Genomic DNA, 16,649 nt, shown 5'->3' with positions numbered 1-16,649 from the left:
CTGCTCAGGCCGCCAGTTCCACCTTCAAACCCGTCGTGTCCGGGCGCATGCCGTGGTGCAGCCGGATGCGCAGCGACAGGTCGGTGCGCGAATCGGCGTGGTCGATGGCTTGCTCCGCCGTGAGGTCGCCGCGCTCATACAGCGTGTAGAGCGACTGGTCGAAGGTGCACATGCCCAGTTCGGTGCTTTTGGACATGGGGTCCTTGATGTCGTCGATCTGGCCCTTCTGGATCAGGTCGGCGATGTAGGGCGAGAGCAGCATCACCTCCACCGCCGGCACCAGCCGGTCCGCCGTGCCACGGATCAGGCGCTGGCCCACCACGCCCTTGAGGTTCAGCGACAGGTCCATCAGCACCTGCCGATGCGCCGTCTCGGGGAAGAAATTCAGGATGCGCTGGATCGCCTGGTTGGCGTTGTTCGCGTGCATGGTCGAGACACACAGGTGGCCGGTCTCGGCGTAGGCCAGCGCGTGCTGCATGGTCTCGCGGTCGCGGATCTCGCCGATCATGATCACGTCGGGCGCCTCGCGCATGGCGTGGCGCAACGCCTCCTCGAACGAATGCGTGTCCAGGCCCACCTCGCGCTGATTGACGATGGACAGCACATGGCCGTGTTCAAACTCCATCGGGTCCTCCACCGTCAGGATGTGACCCGCCGCGTTCTGGTTGCGGTGGTCCAGCAGCGACGCGAGCGTGGTTGATTTGCCCGAACCGGCCGCGCCCACGATCAGCACCAGCCCGCGCTTGAGCATCGCCAGCCGGTTGATCGACGGCGGCAGTTTCAAGCTCTCCAGCGACGGGATGCGCGCGTTGATGTGCCGCACCACCACCCCCACATCGCCGCGCTGGCGAAACGCGTTCAGGCGGAACCGGCCCAGCCCCTCGATGGCGATGGCCAGATCGCACTCCATCGACGACTCGAAATCGCGGATCTGCGATTCGCGCATCACCGAATACGCCAGCTGTTTGATGCGCTCCGCCGTCAGCGGGGCCTCCTGCAGGCGGCGCACCACACCCTGCACCTTGATGGCGGCGGCCGTGCCGCTGGAGAGAAACAGGTCGGACGCGGCGTGGGCGACCATGGCCGAGAGGTAGTGACCGAGGTCGTCTTCGGGGGCGGGGAGGGTGTGGTCCATGGCGGCGGCAACCAAGTTGGCAAGGGATGTCTTGCTTATCGACCGGCAGGGGGTGAGCTTGAATGGGAGCGTGGGGGTGAGCGCAGTCCAAGGGCGGCAGAAGACCCGTGCCCGGCGTGTGGCGACGCTGCCGAATCTGATATACCCGGCGAATTCAGGTCCGAAGGGCATCTCCTGCTGCCGAACCAATTCCGCAACTGCAAAGCAGCCGATGGCACATGACGACAGTCACAGAACACTACGAAAAGCACCTCGCCCCCATCTACGTTTGGATGACGGGAGGCTTTGCCGCCGCACTTGAGTCGGGTGCCGCTGAGATTGACGCGTTGAACTTGCCGCTCGCGCAAGGCGCCGTCGTGTTCGATCTGGGCGCTGGCTTTGGCATGCATGCCATTCCACTCGCGCGTCGCGGCGCACGGGTAACGGCCATCGATACGTCAACAGAGCTGCTGCGCACGCTCACAGAAATGACCGATGGCCTGCCGATTCAAGCCGTAAATGATGAGTTGCTCGAATTTCAAAACCACGTTTCGGAAGCGCCGTCCGCCATTCTGTGCATGGGCGACACGATCACGCATTTGCCCGATTTCAACGCCGTGGAAGTCCTGATTGAAAGGGTCTGCGCTGCGCTGCCGCTGGGCGGCACATTCGTTGTCTCATTCCGGGACTACTCGGTGCCTCTCGTTGGAGACCATCGCTTCATCCCAGTCAGGAGCGATGACAGTCGCATCTTCACTTGTTTCCTCGAATACGAACCCGAGTGTGTCTTGGTGCATGACATCCTTCATCAGCACACACCGGACGGTTGGCAAACGCACATCAGTTCCTACCGCAAGCTTCGGCTGTCGCCTGAATATCTGGTCACCCAGCTGCAGACAAGCGGCTTCAATGTCCGGCGCGAGGCTGGGATGCGTGGCGCGGTTCGCCTTGTCGCACAACGCGGTTTTCGAGTCGCTGCGCAATGACATGTGGGCGGACAACCCATCGCTGAATTCAACGGCCAGACGGCAATTCACACGATCGCCCCCTTGCACACGTTCACGAGGTCACCATGCGCTCCCTCCTGCTTGCCCTCCACCTCATCTTCGCTTCCATCTGGCTGGGCTGCATCCTGACCGAAGCACTGTTCGAGCGCGCCCTGCTGGCCGAAGACCGGGCGGCGCACCTGGTGCTCGCTCGCCTCCACCTGCGGGTCGACAAGCTCATCGAATTGCCCGCCATCCTCGGTGTCCTGGGCACCGGTCTGGCCCTGTGCAGCCCGTCGTGGCCACGAACGCCATCGTTCTACGTCATGGCGGGCACTGGCGTGGCGGCCATCGGGCTCAATGTCTTCTGCGTCTGGCTGGTCTACCGGCGTCGCTCCGCCGCTTCAACCGGGGCCTGGTCGATGTTTGATCGACTCGATCACATCCAGCACAAGGCGGGTGCCGGTGTTCTGCTGCTCGTCCTGACGGCACTGGTCGCAAGCGTGTGGGGCCGTGTTTGATACGCGCCTGGAGGACGCCTCTCAGTTCAGCGGGTAGCTCGCGCTCGCCGCGCCGAGTTGCGCGGGGCTGAGCTGCACGGTCGCCTTGGTGCCGTCGACGTAGTTCACGGTGATCAGGAACGTCGCGGCGCTGGATTGCAGCACCGCAGCGGCGGGGACCTCGTACGCGTTCTCGACGTTGGTGGCGTCGAAGGCGAAGCTGCCCTGCGCCGAACTGCCGGTGTCCTGGTAGGTGATGGAGGCCACCCCGGTGGCGGGGTTGTGCACGCGCACACGCGACCACCAGGCGTTGCTGCCGTCCTTGACGTTCAGCGTGGGCGCGCCGTCGGACACTCCGGGGTGGCCGGCGCAGGCCACGAAGCGCCATTGGCCCGCGTAGCGCCCGAAGCCGTCGGCCATCACCGCGCTGGGGGCGGTGCCACCCAGGTCGATGCCGCAGTGGTTGTCCGGGCATTTGTCGACGATGCGCACGGTGGTGGTCTTGAGGCCCTGTGAGGTGAGCACGGTGACTTCGGCGCACTGGCCGCAGACCTTGCCGCGCTGCCATGGCCCCTGGCCGTCGCCGGCCGCGACGTTGGTGTGGATGGCGGCGTAGGACAGGATGTTCGTCGAACCGTAGCCGCAGGCACCGCCGTGGCTCGCGCCCGTGCTGTACATGGTGACGTTGCCCTCGCCCCCGGTGCCGGAGGCGGTGGGCGCCACCGGTGTCGCCGCGTTGCACGCGCCGGTGCACTGCGTGGGCAGGGCGCTGCCGGCGCCCGGGCCGCCCGCTTCGGGGGCGCCGTCGGTGTTGGCGCCGCCACTTCCGCCACAGGCGAACAACGCCACGACCAAGGCAGCGCAGAGCGCGACCAGCGCGGGTTTCACGCCCGATCGCCGTGCGACAAGAGACGACAAGTTCATGGTGCTCTCCCAAGCAAAAAAGACAGCAAAGCGGCAAGACCCGGGGCGGTTCGCCTCGTCGGGTGAAGCTGGGCCGCGCCGTGCACGGCGGGGTCCTCAGCGCGGCGCCAACACCGCCATCGTGATCCGCGAGACGCAGGTCAGCTCGCCCGCGTCGTTCTTCAAATCAATCTGCCAGACCTGCGTCGTGCGCCCGACGTGCACCGGGCGGGCGGTGCCGGTGACCCAGCCGCTGGTCGCGCCTTTGAGGTGGTTGGCGTTGATGTCCAGCCCCACCGCGCGGTGGCCTTCGGGGCAGCTGTAGGCGGCGCCGCAGCTGCCCAGGGTTTCGGCCAGCGCCACGCTCACGCCGCCGTGCAGCAGGCCGTAAGGCTGTTTGGTTCGGGTGTCGACCGGCACGCGCGCGGTGATGAAGTCGTCGCCGACGTCGAGGAACTCGATGCCCAGGTGCTGCACGGCGGTGCCGACGTGGATGGCGGTGAGTTCTTCAACGGAGAGGGGTTTTTTCCAGAGGGTCATGGGCGGAGCAGGCTGCGGGTGGTGGGACAAATTTGCCCCACTGTAGCGGCCCCCGCCGACGCGCACAGCGCCAGGGGTCGCCTGTGCCCTGCCGCTCAACCCTTGCGCCGCAGCGCCACCACCGTGCCGGACGCCGTCGGGGCCGGCAGCGCCCAGTGCGAGGGCAGGGCGTGCAACACGGCGCGAGCGTCGAGCGAGCGGATCGGCACCGCGTTGTCCATGGGGATGCGGTCGTGGGCCTGCAGGGCCATGTAGCGCAGCGCGCTCACGCGCAGGAAGGACGCGAAGTTGCCGACCTCGCCGCGCGCGGCGACCAGTTCGTCGTAGAGCTTCTCGATCAGCGCAACCACCGCCATGCCGTCGCGCTCGCCGATCTCGGTGAGCACGTCCCAATAGAGGTTCTCCAGCCGGATGCTGGTCACCACACCGTGCAGCCGCACCGAGCGGGTGCGGCTGGCGTAGCTCTCAGGGTCGGCGCTGATGAAGACTTCACACATGGCAGTACTCCTGCTTTGACGTCCGATGGGGTGGACGAATGCGCATTGTCGGCAGCTTCTGGCCAGTGGTGCGCATCAATGCGTGATCTTCGTGCCCAACACCGCCAGGAACTGCGCGATCCACGCCGGGTGCGCCGGCCAGGCGGGCGCGGTGACGAAGGGGCCGTCGGTCACGGCCTGGTCCACCGCGATGTTGGCGTAGGTGGCGCCCGCGAGCTCCACCTCCACCTGGCAGGCCGGATAGGCCGAGATGGTGCGGCCTTTGATGTCGCCTGTGGCCGCCAGCAGCTGCGCCCCGTGGCAGACGGCGGCCACCGGTTTGCCGCTGCTGGTGAAGTGTTTGACCAGCGCCATCACGCTGGCGTGCATGCGCAGGTACTCGGGGCCGCGCCCGCCGGGAATCACCAGGCCGTCGTAGCTCTCGGGCTTCACGTCGGCGAACGTGGCGTTGAGCGTGAAGCGGTGGCCGGGCTTTTCGCTGTAGGTCTGAGCGCCTTCGAAATCGTGGATGGCGGTGTGGATGAAGTCGCCGGCCTTCTTGTCGGGCGCGACGGCGTGCACCGTGTGGCCGACCGCCTGCAGCGCCTGAAACGGCACCATGGTTTCGTAGTCTTCGCAGTAGTCGCCGCAAATCATCAACAGCTTCTTGCCCATGGGTGTCTCCTGGTGGTGGGGGTGTGGAGACGATTGTTGGAGCGCGCTGGTGGGTCGGGGTAACAGCCGGCTGCTGCCGAAATGAGGGTTAACCCTGAAGGCGCTGGTGAGGGAAAAGGCCGCTCAGCGCAGGCAACGGAGGCCGGGCCAGGCCTCGCACCGGGGCGCAGATTGTCACCTGGGTTACATTTTGCGATGAGCGCAAACGATTGCACCCGACCGACAGATCGCGCGAGGCGCGGCGGTGGTCTGTGGGCCTGGTCTTCGGACCTGAAGCCCCTGTTCAGACGAGCGGGCGCACTTTTTGCGCGATGGATGCCGACACGGCAATAAAACTTGGGCCCCCCAGATTTTGTGCAGCTGCACGAACGGAGTTTGGACGATGAAGATGTTTCTCAAAGGTGGTTGGTTGCTTTGTTTTGCCTTGGTGCTCACGGGTTGTGGGGGCAATGATCGGCCTGTATCCAGCGCGTCGAATCGCAGCGCATCGGCCAGTTCGGGGCCATCGTCGGGGGAGCCGCAACCTGCGGCATCCGACCCGGCTCTCGACAAGATCTGGCGGCAGGCGGCCCAGCTCAGCACCACCGAGCTGCAGGCCGCCACCGAGAAGCTCGCTGAGCAACGTAGTCTGGCGGACCGGTCCGGTGCCTCAAAGTCGAAGGCCAAGGCGGTCACGAACAGGCTGGCGGTCTACCGCTTCTTCAATTCCCAGACCTCCGCGCATTTCTACACCAGCAGCGCCACGGAGCGCGACAGCGTGATCGCGTCCCTGCCCCAGTTCCACTATGAAGGGCAGGCATTCTGGGCCGTGGCCACCGGCACAACCGGCATGAGCCCCGTCTACCGCTTCTTCAATCGGCAGACGGGCGTGCACTTCTACACCATCAGCGACAGCGAGCGCGACTTCATTCTGACCAACCTGCCGCAGCTGGCCTATGAAGGCGTGGCCTATTACGCGAGCAAAACCGCTGGGACCGGCCTCTCGCCGCTGTACCGCTTCTACCTCAGCAGCAAAGGTTTTCACTTCTACTCCGCGAGCGCAGCAGAGGCAGATCGGGTCAGGAATGAACTGCCGCAGTACACCTATGAGGGGGTGGCCTACTACCTGCCGACCTCCGAAGACAGCAGCGTGGCAAGCTTCATGGGAAGCACCAAGGTGCTGATCGGCGGGGCGATGCCTGATGCGATTGCGGCGGCCGCGCCGTTCGAGGTGCGTTACCGATATATACACAGCCGACCAGCTGCTTCGCCGGCCTACTACACGGATTCGCGTTGCTCGGCCGAGGCAGCGGCAAGTGGATGGTGGGGCTGCTGGGGAGGGACTTGGGTCGCGCCAGGGAATGACGTGACCTATGAGAACAACCGTGCGGCCCAGGTGACTTGGCAGGGCAGCCCGCGCCCGCAGATCTTCTTCTGGACCTGGTACTCGTTGCGCGACCTCGGCGACATGGCGGGTCACGGCGACGGCCCGGGCGAGGTGGAGGCCATCAACCGGCAGGACCTGCTCACGCTCTACATGAACGACTACCGCTTCTTCCTCCAGAAGATCGGCAACTCGCGCAACATGATCGATCTGGAGCCCGACTTCTGGGGCTACGTGCGCTCACTCGGCAACCCGCACAACGTCCCCGCGAAGGTGGCCGCCGCCAACCCGACCGATTGCGCCACCGAGGAAAACAGCGCCGCCGGTCTCGCCCGCTGCCTGATCTCGATGGCGCGCAAGTACGCGCCCAACACGGCCGTGGGCATGCACGTTTCCTGCTGGGACTGGCAGAACAACCTGCAGGGTTGCCGCCAGGACTATTTGAATCTCGGTGCGGCGAATGCCGACTTCCTGGTCGCCGATGTGTCGGACCGCGATGCGGGCTGGTATGCCCTGCCGGAACACGGGGGTTACAACAACTTCTGGACCGACGAGAAGGCGGCTGCCATTCTGGCCTTCTACAAGACGATGGCCGAGACCGTGGGCAAGCCGATGGTGCTGTGGCAGATCCCGGTGGGCAACATGGCGCAGAACAACACGATCAACCACTTTCAGGACGACAAGGTGGACTGGTTCTTCTCGCACATGGACCAGGTGGCCGACGCGCACATCGCTGGCCTGCTCTTCGGCGCGGGGCACCATGAGCAGACCGGGCCGGAGCACGATGGCGGCAACCTGGTCAACAAGACGGTCAATCTGTGGAATGCCGGTGGCACCCCGCTTCGCTGAAGCGCTTTGAGTTCATGCAACGCGAGGGTGTGAGCCTCATCCAGCCATGACGCCCACCCTCGCCGGCCAGGGCCCGGCGGTGATCTGAACGCCTTTTGATCTGGCGCAAATCGCCGCTCCTGATAAGCAAGATACTGCATTTTGCCGTCAATGATGACGAGCACTAAAGTGCATCTATTCCACCCAGGAGACCCCCATGAGCCAGGAAGACACCCTTGTCGAAGCCCCGGAATCGGTGCGCAACGACCGCTTCGTCGAAGTCAACTACGACGACGCCATTCCCAACAACGTGGACCTCTCCAGCGACCGCCAGCTGCTGCGCGCGCTGGAAAGCTGGCACCCGAACTACATCGACTGGTGGAAGGACATGGGCCCCGAGGGCTTCCAGAACGCCGAGGTCTACCTGCGCACGGCGGTGGGTGTGGACCCGGCGGGTTGGGCCAAATTCGGCTACGTGAAGATGCCCGACTACCGCTGGGGCATCCTGCTGGCGCCGAAGGTGGAGGGCCGCACCATCCCGCACGGCAAGCACAAGGGCGAGCCGGCCTGGCAAGAGGTGCCGGGCGAGTACCGCTCGCTGCTCAAGCGCCTGATCGTGGTGCAGGGCGACACCGAGCCGGCCTCGGTCGAGCAGCAGCGCTACCTGGGCGCCACGGCCCCCAGCCTGTACGACATGCGCAACCTGTTCCAGGTCAACGTGGAAGAGGGCCGCCATCTCTGGGCCATGGTCTACCTGCTGGTCAAGTACTTCGGCAAGGATGGCCGTGAGGAAGCGCAGGCCCTGCTGGAGCGCCGCAGCGGCCACCAGGACAACCCGCGCATCCTGGGCGCCTTCAACGAGGAGACACCCGACTGGCTGAGCTTCTTCATGTTCACCTACTTCACCGACCGCGACGGCAAGATGCAGCTCGCCGCGCTGGCCGAGAGCGGCTTCGACCCGCTCTCCCGCAGCTGCCGCTTCATGCTGACCGAAGAAGCGCACCACCTGTTCGTGGGTGAGACCGGCGTGGGCCGCACCATCGAGGCCACCTGCACCGCGATGAACAAGGCGGGCATCACCGACCCGTACGACGTGGAGCGCATCCGCGCCCTGGGCGTGGTGGATCTGCCGCTGCTGCAGCGCAAGGCCAACTTCCACATGAGCGTGACGCGCGACCTGTTTGGCTCGGAGATCTCCAGCAACGGTGCAGACGCCTTCAACACCGGTCTGAAGGGCCGCTTCAACGAGGCCAAGCTCAGCGGCGACGACCACCAGCTGCAAGACGCTTTCTACAAGGTGCAGCGCGTGGTGAACGGCCAACTGGTGTGGGAAGCCGTGCCGGCGCTGCGCGCCATCAACAGCCGCCTGCTGGACGACTACATCGCCGACTGCCAGGGCGGCATCGACCGCTGGAACAAGAGCATCGAGAAGGCCGGCATCAAGTTCAAGATCAGCCAGCCGCACAAGGGCTTCCATCGCAAGATCGGCGAGTTCGCCGGCCACCACATCAACCCGGCCGGAGAGCTGCTGAGCGCCGAGGCCTTTGCCGCCGCGCAGGGCGAGTGGCTGCCCAACGATGCGGACATCGCTTTTATCCACTCGCTGATGACGCCCAACCACGCGCCCGGCCAGTATGCGAGCTGGATCGCCCCCCCGCGCATGGGCATCAACCAGCAGCCGGTCGACTACGAGTACGTGAAGATCGATTGAAGGAAGAGAGACACCCCCGCCGCGCTTTGCGCGACCCCCTCAAGGGGGCGGCACTGGCCGTCCGGCAAAGCCGGCCCGGCGGTGCCATGGGGCGCATCCGCGCATGCCTGGCTGGGGTGCTCCGGCACCCAGCCGCTCAGCGTTTCGTGCGGCCAATCAGCGCCCACAACCCGATCGCGCCGAAGGTGGCAGTACCGATGCCGCCGAGCGCGAAATCGCCGAACTTGAGGGTGTAGTCGCCGGTGCCGAGCACGAGGGTGATCGCGGCGACCAGCAGGTTCTTGTTGTCGGAAAAATCGACCTTGTTGTCGACCCAGATCTTGGCGCCGGCCACGGCGATGAGACCGAAGACGACGATGGACACGCCGCCCATCACGGCCAGCGGAATCGCCTGGATCAGCGCGCCGAACTTCGGTGAGAAGCCCAGCAGCACGGCCATCAGGCCGGCCACCAGGAACACGGCGGTGGAGTAGATCTTGGTGGCGGCCATGACGCCGATGTTTTCGGCGTAGGTGGTCACGCCGGTGCCGCCCGCGCTGCCGGCCACGATGGTGGCGATGCCGTCGCCCATGAAGGCGCGGCCCATGTAGGCGTCGAGGTTCTTTCCGGTCATCGCCGTCACGGCCTTGATGTGGCCCAGGTTCTCGGCCACCAGGATGATGGCCACGGGCGCGATCAGCAGCATGGCGTTGGCCTGGAACACCGGGGCGCTGAAGTTAGGCGCACCGAACCAGGTGGCGCTCGCGATACCGCTCAGGTCCATCGGTTTGCCGAAGCCCAGGCCATTGGTGAGCACCGCGTAGATCACGCTCGCCACGATCAGGCCCACGAGGATCAGCAGGCGCTGCACCATGCCGCTGCTGAACACCGCGACCAGGGCGACGCAGACGAAGGTGATGCCCTGCATCCACTTGTCGAAGTCGGTGGGCGCCATGTTCTTGATCGGGATGCCGGCCAGGTTGAGGCCGATCACGGCCACTACCGCGCCGGTGACGACGGGCGGCATGAAGCGCTCGATCCAGCCGGTGCCGACGGCCTGCACGACGGCGCCGATGAGGGTGTAGAGCACACCGCAGGCGATGATGCCGCCGAGCGCCACGCCGATGTTGGCGTTGGGGCCGGAGCCCGCGTAGCCGCTGGCCGCGATGACCACGCCGATGAAGGCGAAGCTCGACCCGAGGTAGCTGGGCACTTTGCCGCCGGTCATGACGAAGAAGATCAAGGTGCCGATGCCGCTCATGAGGATGGCGACGTTGGGGTCGAAGCCCATGAGGATGGGGGCGAGCACGGTGGCGCCGAACATGGCGATCAGGTGCTGCACGCCCATCACGCCGGTCTGCGGCCAGGGCAGGCGCTGATCGGGCCCGATGACGCCACCGTTGGCGAGGGTGGAGGATGGTTTTTCTGTCCAGCTCAATAGGCCCATGGGAACTCCTTGTGGGTGGGGGTCGGATCGCCCGAGATTCTGCCGGGTGGCCCGGGGCCGCGCACGCTGCGATGCAGCAGGCGCGACGCGGGCGTGACGCAGGTGGGACAGGGCTGCGGCGATCATGGCGCCGCCAGCGGTGTGCGGGCCTTGATCCGCGTCAGGCCACGCGGAAGAAACGTATCTGCACCCGGTCGGGGAAGCGCGCGCCGGTGCCGACGAAGAGGCTCTGTGTCATCCAGGCCAGCGCGGGGTGGGAGACCTCGAAGGTCGGTGCGCAGCGGAAGTAGATCGCGGCCGGGTCCACCGGCTCGCCGCGCACGAGCTTGGCAATGTCTTCGGCCGAGCCGCGTCGCAGCGCGCGGTTCTGCACGAACACGTGGGCGCCGGCCCAGTCGGCGTCGTCCAGCCGCAGCAGGTAACGCGCGTCGAGGTCGGCGCAGGTCTCGCTCACCACCAGCTGGAAGTCCGCGCCGCCGGGCAGCACCGCACCGTTCACCTGGCCTGTCACCGTGCCGCCGGTGATGGGGATGATGCGGCGCCGGCCCCGGCTGTTGAGCCCGAAGGTCTGGCCCGCTTCGATGGGCGCGGCGACGAAGACCGTGAGGTCGAAGACCGGTTCGAGCAGGGGGGTGGGCAGGGCCATGGTCGAGGCTCAGGCGGTGCGGATGGGGAGAATTTCACCCCGGCATTCGCCGAAGCCAATGCGCGCCGCGCCTGGTTTCTCGCACCAGCCGCGCAGGATCACATTGTCGCCGTCTTCGAGGAAGCGGCGCTGTTCGCCGGTGCCGGGCAGATCGATCGCCAGCGTGCCGCCGCGGCTGAGCTCGACGATGGCGCCGGCCTCGGGCTGGGTGGGGCCGGAGATGGTGCCCGTGCCCAGCAGGTCGCCGCTCTGCAGGTTGCAGCCGCCCACGGTGTGCTGCGTGACCATCTGCGCGAGGGTCCAGTACTGGTGGCGAAAGCTCGTGGCCGAGAGCCGGTCGGGGGGCACGGCTTTGGCGCGGTGCGTGGCGGTTTCCAGCAGCACTTCGAGCTGCACGTCCACGCCGCCGTGCGCGCGGTTGGCGGTGGTGTCGAGGTAGGCCAGCGGCTGCGGCTCGTCGGCCGGGTGGGCGAAGGGCACGCGGTAGGGCGCGAGCGCCTCCATGGTCACGATCCAGGGCGAGACGCTGGTGCAGAAGTTCTTGCCCAGGAAGGGGCCGAGCGGCGCCATTTCCCAGAACTGGTGGTCGCGCGCGGACCAGTCGTTGAGCAGGCACATGCCGAAGATGTGGTCTTCCGCTTTGTCCAGCGGAATCGGCTCGCCCATGGCGTTGCCCGGGCCGACGTAGAAACCCAGCTCCAGCTCGAAGTCCAGCCGGGTGCAGGGGCCATAGACGGGTGTCTTCGCGCCGGGCGGCATCGCCTGCCCCATGGGGCGGTGAAACGGTGTGCCGCTGACCACCACGCTGGAGGCGCGGCCGTGGTACGCGATGGGCAACCACTGGAAGTTGGGCGTGAGCGGGTCGTCGGGCCGGATCACGCGGCCGACGTTGCGGGCGTGGTGGATCGAGGTGTAGAAGTCGGTGTAGTTGGCGATGCGGGTGGGCACGCTGTGCTCCGCCTCGGCCTGCGGCAGCAGGCAGCCGTGCAGCAGGCCTGCCACCTGGGCCTCGGCGTCGTGGCGCAGGGCGGCGAACAGCGCATGGCGCAACGCGCGCCAGGCCACGGGGCCCATGGCGAGGAACCCGTTGAGCGTGGCGCCCGAGCAGGCCTGCGCGGCGAGTTGCGGCAGGCCTTCGAACACCGAGGTGGCGGCCACGGCGGCGAGATCAACGATCTGGTCGCCGATGGCCACCCCGCCGCGAAAGGCCTCGTCCGAACCCTTGCGGCGGAACACGCCGAAGGGCAGGTTCTGGATCGGGAAGTCGGTGCCCGGCTCGTTGGCCGAGGCCAGCCAGCTTTTCACGCTGGCGTCGTGGGTGTGGTTGAGTTCCATGGGGGGCTCCGTTCAGGCCGAGGCCATCAATGCGTCGTCAAAGATCGCGACGGCGCGGGTCCACCCGGCCGACGCGCCACGGATCTTGTGCGGGAAGCAGCTGATGTAGAAGCCCGTCGCCGGGATGGCTTCGAGGTTGTGCAGCTTCTCCAGGTGGCTGTAGCCGATGTCGCGGCCCGCCTTGTGGCCTTCCCAGATCAGGCTGGCGTCCTGCGTGGCGGCGTACTTCTGCGCGGTGTAGACGAAGGGCGCGTCCCAGCTCCAGGCGTCGGTGCCGGTCAGGCGCACGCCGCGCTCCAGCAGGTACATGGTGGCGTCGTAGCCCATGCCGCAGCCGGCGCTGACGAAGTCGTTGTGGCCGTAGCGGCTGCCGGCGCGGGTGTTGACCACCACGATCTCCAGCGGGCTCAGCGTGTGGCCGATGCGTTTCAGCTCGGCCTCGACGTCGGCGGCCGTGACCACGTAGCCGTCTGCGAAGTGGCGGAAGTCCAGCTTCACGCCCGGCTGGAAGCACCACTCCAGCGGCACCTCGTCGATGGTCCAGGCCTTCTTCTTCTCACCCAGCGCCTGGTCCATGGTGCTGTGGAAGTGGTAGGGCGCGTCCAGGTGGGTGCCGTTGTGGGTGGAGAGCTGGATCATCTCGACCGCCCACACGTCGCCGTCGGGCAGGTCTTCCTGCTTCAGGCCCGGGAAGAAGGGCGCCATCTGCTCGAAGGAGTTCTTGTGGTCGAAGTACTGGATCTTGGGCGCGAAGGCGGGCGGGTCCGAGATCACGTCGTTTTCGAGGTAGATCGAGAGGTCAACGAAGGTGCGGGGCATGGGGTTCTCCTGTGGGGAAACGGACGCTGAAATCAGGGGCGCTGCCAGCGCAGCAGGCGCCGCTCGGCCAGGGCCAGCAAGGCGTTGCTCGCGAAGCCGATGGCGCCGAGCAGCACGATGCCGGCGAACAGCTCGCTGGCCTGGAACGAGCGCGCGGCCAGCAAGATGGCCTGGCCCAGGCCGGCCTGCGAGGCGATCATTTCGCCCACCACCGAGACGATCAGCGAGACCGTCATCGACAGCCGCATGCCCGAGAGGATGTCGGGCATGGCGTTGGGCAGGCCGATCTTGGCGATGAATTCGAGGCGGCCCAGCTGCAGCGCCTGCGACACCTCGCGCAGCCGCACGTGCACCTGCGCCAGGCCGTGCATGGTGGCCAGCAGCACCGGCCACATGGAGCCGAAGGCCACCACCGCCAGCACCATGCCGCCCGAGAGGCCGAACAGCGCGATGGCCAGCGGCATCACCGCCGAGGCCGGCAGCGGGCGGATGAATTCCAGCGTGGGCGCGATCCACTCGCGCGCCGTGCGCGAGCTGCCGATCAGCGCGCCCAGCGCGATGCCCAGCGCGCTGGCGAGCACCCAACCGAGCAGCATGCGGCTGAGCGTGGCCCAGGTGTAGGCCAGCAGGTCGCCGCCGGCCAGGCCCTGCACCAGGCTGCCCAGCGTGTCGGCCGGGGAGGGCAGGAAGGCGCGGTTGACCCAGCCGCTGCGGCTGGCCAGCCACCACAGCGCCACGAAACCGCCGAGCACGGCGATGGAGCCCGCCGCGCTGCCCAGGGCGTTGATGCGCTTGAAGGTTGGGTGGCTCATGCGGTGACCTCCCCCATGCGGCGCGCCACCTGCTGTTGCAGCGCGAGCGCACCGGCGTTGATGGCGTAGCCCACGGCGCCGATCCAGGCCAGCCAGCCCAGCATGAGCGCCGGGTCCAGGCTCTGCTGGGCGATCATCATGGCGTAGCCCATGCCGTGGGGGTTGGCCGCGATCTCCACCGTGACCGCCACCACCAGCGCGATCGCCACGCCCAGGCGCAGCGCCACAAAGAGGCGCGGCACGATGGCCGGGCCGACGATCCAGGCGAAGCGCTGCAGCGGCGTGAGTTGCAGCGCCCGCGCCACCTCCAGCAGCCGGGGCTCCACCTGCAGCACCGCCGCCTGCGTGAGCACCAGCATGGGCCAGAGGCAGGCAAAGGCGATCACACTCACCTCCATGCGCAGGCCGAAGCCGAACACCAGCATCGCCAGCGGGATCAGCGCCACCGAAGGAATGGGCCGCGCCACCTCCACGCTCAGGTAGCCCAGGCGCGCCGCGCGGCGCGACAGGCCCAGCAGTGTGCCCAGCAGCAGCCCGCCGAGCGCGCCGATCAGCAGGCCCAGCGCGGCACTGCCCAGCGTGAACGCGGTCGCGCTCCAGAGCGAGCCGTCGGTGGCTGCACCGCCCAGCGCCTTGAGCGCCGCGCTCGGCGGCGCGATGGCGTCGCTGCCCTGGCCCACGGTGCGGGTCCACAGCTCCAGCGCGCCGATCAGCACGGCGGGGAAAACGAGGGCTTTCATGTCAGTGATGCCCGAGGTAGTTGTAGAGCTCGCGGCGCAGCCGCAGGAACTCCGGGTGCTCTTTGGTCGTGATCTGGTTGCGTGGTTGCGGCAGCGGCACGTCGATCACGGCGGCCAGGCTGGGCAGCTCGGGCGTGGGGTTGCTGCGCAGCGCGATCACGCGGTCGCCGAGGTAGAGCGCTTCCTCCAGGTCGTGGGTGACGAACATGACCGTCAGGCCCTCTTCGCGCACCAGCCGCGCCAGCTCGTCCTGCAGCGTCTCGCGCGTCATCGCATCGAGCGCGCCGAAGGGCTCGTCCATCATCATCACGTCGGGCCGCTGCGCCAGGCAGCGCGCGATCTGCACGCGCTGCTGCATGCCGCCCGAGAGCTGCGCCGGGTACTTGCTCGCGTGGGCGCCGAGGCCCACGGTGTCGAGCACCTTCGCGATGCGCGCGGGCCGCTCGGCCTCGGGCACTTTTGCCGCTTCGAGTGCCAGGCTCACGTTGGCCGCCACGCTGCGCCAGGGCAGCAGGGCGCGCCCGTAGTCCTGGAACACAAACGCCACCTCGCGGCTCGGGCCGGTGATCGGCTGGCCCTGGCGCAACACGGCGCCGCTGCTGGGCGCCACGAAGCCGGCGGCCGCGCGCAGCAGCGTGGTCTTGCCGCAGCCCGAGGGGCCGATCACGCAGACGAACTCGCCACGCCGCACGCTCAGCTCGGTGGGGGAGAGCACCTCGCGCCCGCCGAAGTGGATCGCGACGTGGTCAAAGTGCAGAACGGTTTCGGACACCGGGGCGCTCACTTCACGATCAGCCGCGCCACGGCGGGCTCGGTCTTGAGCATCTCCTGCTCCTTCATCAGGCCGACCCAGTAGTTGAGCTGCTTCTCGGTGACGATGGGCGAGGGCGGCGAGATCTGCACCTTGGCCAGCACCTCGGGCGGCAGCTTGATGTATTTGCCGACGGCCGCGCGCACGGCCTCATTGTTCTTGGGCTGCAGCATGAAGGCCGCGCCCTCCTGCACGCCCTCGCGGAAGGCCTTGACCGCGCTGGGGTTCTTCTCGGCCCACTCGCGCCGCGCGGTGTGGATGATGGTCGGCTGGTTCTCGGGCAGGAAGGTCGAGTAGTAGCTGGCCACGTAGCCCGCGCCCGAGTCGGTGATGCGGCTCATGAACGGGTCGGCGCTGACCACGGCATCGACCGAGCCGCCGCGCAGCAGGTCGCCGTGTTGCGGGAACGAGGCCTCGATGAAGCTCACCTTCTTGTGGTCCACCCCTTGCGTCTTGAGCCAGGCACGGAAGGTCACGTGCAGGAAGGCGCCCAGGCCGGGCACGCCGATCTTCTTGCCCACGCAGTCCTGCGCGGTGCGGATGCCGCTGCCGGCCTTGGCCACTAGGCCGAAGCCGGTGATGGTCTTGGAGGTGGCGCCACCGCCGGCCACCACCACGTGGTCCAGACCGCCGTCCACCGACTGCAGGAACACGCTGGGCGTGGGGCCGCCGATCTGCAGCGAGTCGGCCTGCACGGCGGCGGGGATGGTGGAGTTGATGGGGATGAATTTCAGCTCCACCTCCAGCCTGCGTTTCTTGAAGAAGCCCTGCTCGGCGGCGACGAACACCGAGGCGAAGTCGGTCACGGCGGTGAAGCCGAACACCACCTTGGGCAGGGTCTGGCCGAATGCGGGCAGGCTTGCGGCGGCGGGAAAGGCGGCCAGGGCGGCCAGGGCGGTACGACGTTTCATGTGTGTCTCCTACGGGATGGGGTGGTGGTTTTTTTCGGGGCGGGGGATGCGGG

17 protein-coding genes are annotated in these 16,649 nt (G+C 67.2%); 4 read left to right on the top strand and 13 right to left on the bottom strand.

Annotated elements, in window-relative coordinates; genetic code table 11:
• Positions 1-4: 4 nt before the first annotated feature.
• Entirely contained in the window at positions 5-1,135 is a 1,131-nt protein-coding gene (locus B0E41_RS26175) for a PilT/PilU family type 4a pilus ATPase (protein ID WP_077336088.1), read from the bottom strand.
• 218 nt (positions 1,136-1,353) lie between these two features.
• On the opposite strand from B0E41_RS26175, the gene B0E41_RS26170 reads away from it, so the two are divergent.
• Together B0E41_RS26170 and B0E41_RS26165 are read left to right on the top strand one after the other, a co-directional pair.
• Complete coding sequence (locus tag B0E41_RS26170; protein ID WP_077336086.1) at positions 1,354-2,100, top strand: methyltransferase domain-containing protein; 747 nt, start codon at positions 1,354-1,356, stop codon at positions 2,098-2,100.
• An 86-nt stretch (positions 2,101-2,186) separates the two neighbouring features.
• Positions 2,187-2,621, top strand: coding sequence for a hypothetical protein (locus tag B0E41_RS26165; protein ID WP_077336084.1), 435 nt, complete (start codon positions 2,187-2,189; stop codon positions 2,619-2,621).
• A 21-nt stretch (positions 2,622-2,642) separates the two neighbouring features.
• On the opposite strand, the gene B0E41_RS26160 is transcribed toward B0E41_RS26165, so the two are convergent.
• The 4 genes from B0E41_RS26160 to B0E41_RS26145 form a co-directional block, all read right to left on the bottom strand.
• Positions 2,643-3,524 carry an expansin-like protein gene (locus B0E41_RS26160; protein WP_143434052.1) on the bottom strand — a complete coding sequence of 294 codons (882 nt, stop codon included), beginning with the start codon at positions 3,522-3,524 and terminating at the stop codon, positions 2,643-2,645.
• Positions 3,525-3,620: 96 nt separating this feature from the next.
• Entirely contained in the window at positions 3,621-4,043 is a 423-nt protein-coding gene (locus B0E41_RS26155; protein ID WP_077336080.1) for a hotdog fold thioesterase, read from the bottom strand.
• Positions 4,044-4,138: 95 nt separating this feature from the next.
• A complete protein-coding gene (locus tag B0E41_RS26150) occupies positions 4,139-4,540 on the bottom strand; it encodes a ribbon-helix-helix domain-containing protein (RefSeq protein ID WP_077336078.1) in 402 nt (133 codons plus the stop codon).
• Positions 4,541-4,615: 75 nt separating this feature from the next.
• On the bottom strand, positions 4,616-5,194 hold the full coding sequence (locus tag B0E41_RS26145; protein ID WP_077336076.1) for a DJ-1/PfpI family protein: 579 nt from the start codon (positions 5,192-5,194) through the stop codon (positions 4,616-4,618).
• Positions 5,195-5,576: 382 nt separating this feature from the next.
• Between B0E41_RS26145 and B0E41_RS27425 the strand changes: the two genes are divergently transcribed.
• Both B0E41_RS27425 and boxB read left to right on the top strand, forming a co-directional pair.
• Complete coding sequence (locus B0E41_RS27425; protein ID WP_216350823.1) at positions 5,577-7,406, top strand: hypothetical protein; 1,830 nt, start codon at positions 5,577-5,579, stop codon at positions 7,404-7,406.
• 196 nt (positions 7,407-7,602) lie between these two features.
• Positions 7,603-9,096: a benzoyl-CoA 2,3-epoxidase subunit BoxB gene (boxB, locus tag B0E41_RS26135; RefSeq protein ID WP_077336074.1), complete on the top strand. Its 1,494-nt coding sequence runs from the start codon at positions 7,603-7,605 to the stop codon at positions 9,094-9,096.
• Positions 9,097-9,232: 136 nt separating this feature from the next.
• On the opposite strand, the gene B0E41_RS26130 is transcribed toward boxB, so the two are convergent.
• From B0E41_RS26130 to B0E41_RS26095, 8 genes are all read right to left on the bottom strand, one after another.
• Entirely contained in the window at positions 9,233-10,522 is a 1,290-nt protein-coding gene (locus tag B0E41_RS26130) for a solute carrier family 23 protein (protein WP_077336072.1), read from the bottom strand.
• Between the two features lie 160 nt (positions 10,523-10,682).
• Entirely contained in the window at positions 10,683-11,168 is a 486-nt protein-coding gene (locus tag B0E41_RS26125) for a DUF3237 domain-containing protein (RefSeq protein WP_077336070.1), read from the bottom strand.
• A gap of 9 nt (positions 11,169-11,177) precedes the next feature.
• Positions 11,178-12,503: a fumarylacetoacetase gene (fahA, locus tag B0E41_RS26120; protein ID WP_077336068.1), complete on the bottom strand. Its 1,326-nt coding sequence runs from the start codon at positions 12,501-12,503 to the stop codon at positions 11,178-11,180.
• Positions 12,504-12,515: 12 nt separating this feature from the next.
• Positions 12,516-13,322: a cyclase family protein gene (locus tag B0E41_RS26115; protein WP_077336066.1), complete on the bottom strand. Its 807-nt coding sequence runs from the start codon at positions 13,320-13,322 to the stop codon at positions 12,516-12,518.
• A 32-nt stretch (positions 13,323-13,354) separates the two neighbouring features.
• Complete coding sequence (locus tag B0E41_RS26110) at positions 13,355-14,134, bottom strand: ABC transporter permease (protein ID WP_077336064.1); 780 nt, start codon at positions 14,132-14,134, stop codon at positions 13,355-13,357.
• Positions 14,131-14,874, bottom strand: coding sequence for an ABC transporter permease subunit (locus B0E41_RS26105; RefSeq protein ID WP_077336062.1), 744 nt, complete (start codon positions 14,872-14,874; stop codon positions 14,131-14,133). Before B0E41_RS26105 ends, B0E41_RS26110 begins: the two co-directional genes overlap by 4 nt.
• Position 14,875: 1 nt before the next feature.
• A complete protein-coding gene (locus B0E41_RS26100; RefSeq protein WP_253195181.1) occupies positions 14,876-15,646 on the bottom strand; it encodes an ABC transporter ATP-binding protein in 771 nt (256 codons plus the stop codon).
• An 8-nt stretch (positions 15,647-15,654) separates the two neighbouring features.
• A complete protein-coding gene (locus B0E41_RS26095) occupies positions 15,655-16,596 on the bottom strand; it encodes an ABC transporter substrate-binding protein (RefSeq protein WP_077336057.1) in 942 nt (313 codons plus the stop codon).
• Between the last annotated feature and the right edge of the window lie 53 nt (positions 16,597-16,649).

The sequence above is a fragment of the Hydrogenophaga sp. A37 genome (assembly GCF_002001205.1).
GTDB lineage: Bacteria > Pseudomonadota > Gammaproteobacteria > Burkholderiales > Burkholderiaceae_C > Hydrogenophaga.
Note: the sequence above shows the minus strand (reverse complement) of the source record. Positions and strands in the feature narration are given on the sequence as shown.

Coding starts and splice junctions, on each gene's coding strand:
- B0E41_RS26175 (WP_077336088.1), bottom strand. CDS start 1,135: ATGGACCACACCCTCCCCGCCCCCGAAGACGACCTCGGTCACTACCTC.
- B0E41_RS26170 (WP_077336086.1), top strand. CDS start 1,354: ATGACGACAGTCACAGAACACTACGAAAAGCACCTCGCCCCCATCTAC.
- B0E41_RS26165 (WP_077336084.1), top strand. CDS start 2,187: ATGCGCTCCCTCCTGCTTGCCCTCCACCTCATCTTCGCTTCCATCTGG.
- B0E41_RS26160 (WP_143434052.1), bottom strand. CDS start 3,524: ATGAACTTGTCGTCTCTTGTCGCACGGCGATCGGGCGTGAAACCCGCG.
- B0E41_RS26155 (WP_077336080.1), bottom strand. CDS start 4,043: ATGACCCTCTGGAAAAAACCCCTCTCCGTTGAAGAACTCACCGCCATC.
- B0E41_RS26150 (WP_077336078.1), bottom strand. CDS start 4,540: ATGTGTGAAGTCTTCATCAGCGCCGACCCTGAGAGCTACGCCAGCCGC.
- B0E41_RS26145 (WP_077336076.1), bottom strand. CDS start 5,194: ATGGGCAAGAAGCTGTTGATGATTTGCGGCGACTACTGCGAAGACTAC.
- B0E41_RS27425 (WP_216350823.1), top strand. CDS start 5,577: ATGAAGATGTTTCTCAAAGGTGGTTGGTTGCTTTGTTTTGCCTTGGTG.
- boxB (WP_077336074.1), top strand. CDS start 7,603: ATGAGCCAGGAAGACACCCTTGTCGAAGCCCCGGAATCGGTGCGCAAC.
- B0E41_RS26130 (WP_077336072.1), bottom strand. CDS start 10,522: ATGGGCCTATTGAGCTGGACAGAAAAACCATCCTCCACCCTCGCCAAC.
- B0E41_RS26125 (WP_077336070.1), bottom strand. CDS start 11,168: ATGGCCCTGCCCACCCCCCTGCTCGAACCGGTCTTCGACCTCACGGTC.
- fahA (WP_077336068.1), bottom strand. CDS start 12,503: ATGGAACTCAACCACACCCACGACGCCAGCGTGAAAAGCTGGCTGGCC.
- B0E41_RS26115 (WP_077336066.1), bottom strand. CDS start 13,322: ATGCCCCGCACCTTCGTTGACCTCTCGATCTACCTCGAAAACGACGTG.
- B0E41_RS26110 (WP_077336064.1), bottom strand. CDS start 14,134: ATGAGCCACCCAACCTTCAAGCGCATCAACGCCCTGGGCAGCGCGGCG.
- B0E41_RS26105 (WP_077336062.1), bottom strand. CDS start 14,874: ATGAAAGCCCTCGTTTTCCCCGCCGTGCTGATCGGCGCGCTGGAGCTG.
- B0E41_RS26095 (WP_077336057.1), bottom strand. CDS start 16,596: ATGAAACGTCGTACCGCCCTGGCCGCCCTGGCCGCCTTTCCCGCCGCC.